This is a genomic window from Aeromonas finlandensis (genome assembly GCF_000764645.1).
Classification (GTDB): Bacteria; Pseudomonadota; Gammaproteobacteria; order Enterobacterales; family Aeromonadaceae; genus Aeromonas; species Aeromonas finlandensis.
In genome coordinates this window covers 1-2,757 of record NZ_JRGK01000170.1, presented here as the reverse complement: position 1 = coordinate 2,757, position 2,757 = coordinate 1, and the positions used below count along the sequence as shown (strand labels likewise).

1 protein-coding gene and 2 tRNA genes are annotated in these 2,757 nt (G+C 55.9%); 1 reads left to right on the top strand and 2 read right to left on the bottom strand.

All coding sequences use genetic code 11. From position 1 onward, the window contains the following. The first annotated feature begins 53 nt into the window (after window positions 1-53). Window positions 54-130: transfer RNA gene (locus LD28_RS0112130), tRNA-Val, on the top strand. A gap of 165 nt (window positions 131-295) precedes the next feature. Here LD28_RS0112130 and LD28_RS0112125 read toward each other — a convergent pair. Continuing rightward, window positions 296-2,131: a sigma 54-interacting transcriptional regulator gene (locus LD28_RS0112125; protein WP_033137222.1), complete on the bottom strand. Its 1,836-nt coding sequence runs from the start codon at window positions 2,129-2,131 to the stop codon at window positions 296-298. Between the two features lie 258 nt (window positions 2,132-2,389). Further along, a tRNA-Ser gene (locus LD28_RS0112120) sits at window positions 2,390-2,477 on the bottom strand. Between the last annotated feature and the right edge of the window lie 280 nt (window positions 2,478-2,757).

Below are 2,757 nucleotides of genomic sequence, written 5' to 3'. Positions count from 1 at the left end.
AATTAAACCCACCACTTCTGCATAAAGAAATAAAAAGTCGCATTGCGCACCCTGCGTCCTTAGCTCAGCTGGTTAGAGCATCACCTTGACATGGTGGGGGTCGGTGGTTCGAATCCACTAGGACGCACCAAATTAAAAAAGCCCGCTCATCGAGCGGGCTTTTTGCATTCAGTCTGTTCCCTCTCGGATACGCCAGCTCACGGTTCATCAATGGCATGGCCCCCCACCCATCATCCCAACAAAAGACCCGTGCCATCGATTAAATGACACGGGTCGCATACACACCGCCAGACCATCAGGCCTGCGCGGCAATATCGTACTTCTTTATCTTGCGATAGAGGGTGGCTATCCCGATCCCCAGCGACTGTGCGGCCAGCTTCTTGTTGCCAAGCCGCAGCAGGGTCTCTTCAATCATCTGTTTCTCCATGCTCTCTAGACCGCTCTCTCCCGGGACGGGCTCATGCTGTGTGTCCGGCATGGCGGCAAGCGGCGCGGCGGGGTGCATATTGAACGCCGCATCCAGATTGGTCACCGGTATCGACTGGACCGTGACCCGATGTGGCTCCTGATTGCGGATGATATTGGGTGGCAGCAAGCCACTGTCGATCACCTCGCCCGCCTGGCTGACGTTGACCAGGTATTCGATAAGGTTACTCAGCTCCCGCACGTTGCCCGGCCAGCGATATCCCTTGAGCAGCGCCATCACCTCGGGTGCCAGCCCGGGATAGACAATGCCGATCCGGCTGGTATGGAGGTTAAGGAAGTAGTGGGTGAGCAGCTCCACGTCCCCTTCCCGCTCCCGCAGCGGCGGCAGGTTGAGGGGGATGACGTTGATGCGATAGAAGAGATCTTCGCGAAACTTCCCTTCGGCGATGTATTTATCGAGATGCTGGTGGGTCGCGGCGATAATGCGGATATCCACCGGCACAGGCCGGCTGGCGCCGATAGGGGTCACCTCCCGCAGCTCCAGCACCCGCAGCAGCTTGGCCTGCATGGTGAGCGGCATGTCGCCAATCTCGTCAAGGAACAGGGTACCCTGATGAGCCGCCTGAATAAGGCCTTGCTTGCCGCCACTGGAGGCACCGGTAAACGATCCCTTCACATAGCCGAACAGCTCGCTCTCCAGCAGTTGCTCGGGGATGGCGGCGCAGTTGATAGCGATAAAGGGCTTGTCATGCCGTGGGCTCAAGCGATGGACCGCACGAGCCACCACCTCTTTACCTGTGCCGCTCTCACCGCAAATAAGCACGCTGGAGGGACTCTGGGCGATGCGGTGCAGCAATCGCTTGAGGGTGCGCATCGGGTTGCTCTCACCGATGAGCAGCTCAATCCGCTCGTCCGGATCCGGCTCCTGAACCAGACCGGAGTGGGACTGGTGAAAAGCCATCAGGAACAGCTGCTGGCCCTGCACATGGTGCAACTGGCCGATGATCAGCTCCTGGCGATCTTCAAAAGTGATAATGTGCTGGAGATGACCGCTCAGTCCATGCTGGGAGAAGGTGAGCGGACGGATCCCCACCTCACGCCCCTGCAGTTGCTCCTGCTGGCAACCCAGATGATGGAGCGCCGCCTCGTTGGCATAGAGCAGTTGACTCTTGTCATCGAGCAGCAGGCAACCCTGATCCATGTTGGTCATCAGATTGAGGAATACCTTGTTGACCCCATCCGACAACCCGCGCGAATCGAGCAACTTGGCTACGAAGATGGTGGAGATGTGGCGCACATAGTCGCACACATCCTGTAAATTATTGTTAAGACGGTCCTGCTGGTCGGCGTTGAACGCGACCAGACTGATCACCCCGATGCAGCGCTCATCCACCATGATGGGCACCCCGAGGAAGGCGCGCTCACGGCAGCTCTCCTTGCAGGTACACCCCTCACACACAGGATCATCGCTGGTGTGAGTGACCACCTTTTCGCGCTGGTTTTCAATGACATAACGCAGCAGACGGGAGTCACCCTCCAACTGGCGGCCGAAGAACTTGCCATAGGGCCCTGTGCCTGCCACCCGCACCATATCAGCATCAACAATCTCGACTTCAAGCTGCAGTACACTCGCCAGCATCTTGGCAAAACGCAAGATGGTAGGCTGGATCTGCATCAACAGACATTGGTTGCTTACGGATCTCATCCATCATTTCCTTTCTTATTGTTCTACCCCAAAAGGGATTCATGCTGGCCAGATACTAAGGGATATCAGGCAACACTACTTCGGGGGGGATCACGAAAAAGAAAAATGAGCAGCATCATCCACTGACGCGTCAGAGCGGTGGAAAACACGTCGTATGACAGGCTCCGAGCCAGTCAACATCAGATGGCATAATGGGTGGAAGATCGAAAATCGCGCATAAAGAAAAAGCCCTGATGTTTCCATCAGGGCTTTGCAATTTGGCGGTGAGGGAGGGATTCGAACCCTCGATACGTTGCCGTATACACACTTTCCAGGCGTGCTCCTTCAGCCACTCGGACACCTCACCAAATTTTTGCTCACTGCTTTATGTGCTTGATCTGCACATTCGCTGGCGGGCCATGCCGCGGCGACGGGGCGTAATATAAGGGATACGATGGCTTTTGGTCAATGCAATTTTTTACTTTTTGCGTTCGTTTGCTCAATATACGAACCAAGTGACCAAAAATATGCCGTTTCGTATCCCTTTCAATCAATTTACTGCCGCTTCGTGCAAATGTTCACCTTTGAGTGCCTCTTCCAGCGAGCCGTAGAATTCCAGCTTGCCGGGCTGTGGCCGCACCTTGGCG

Excerpts from the sequence above, each read along its gene's own strand:
- LD28_RS0112125 (WP_033137222.1), bottom strand. The coding sequence starts at position 2,131 with ATGAGATCCGTAAGCAACCAATGTCTGTTGATGCAGATCCAGCCTACC.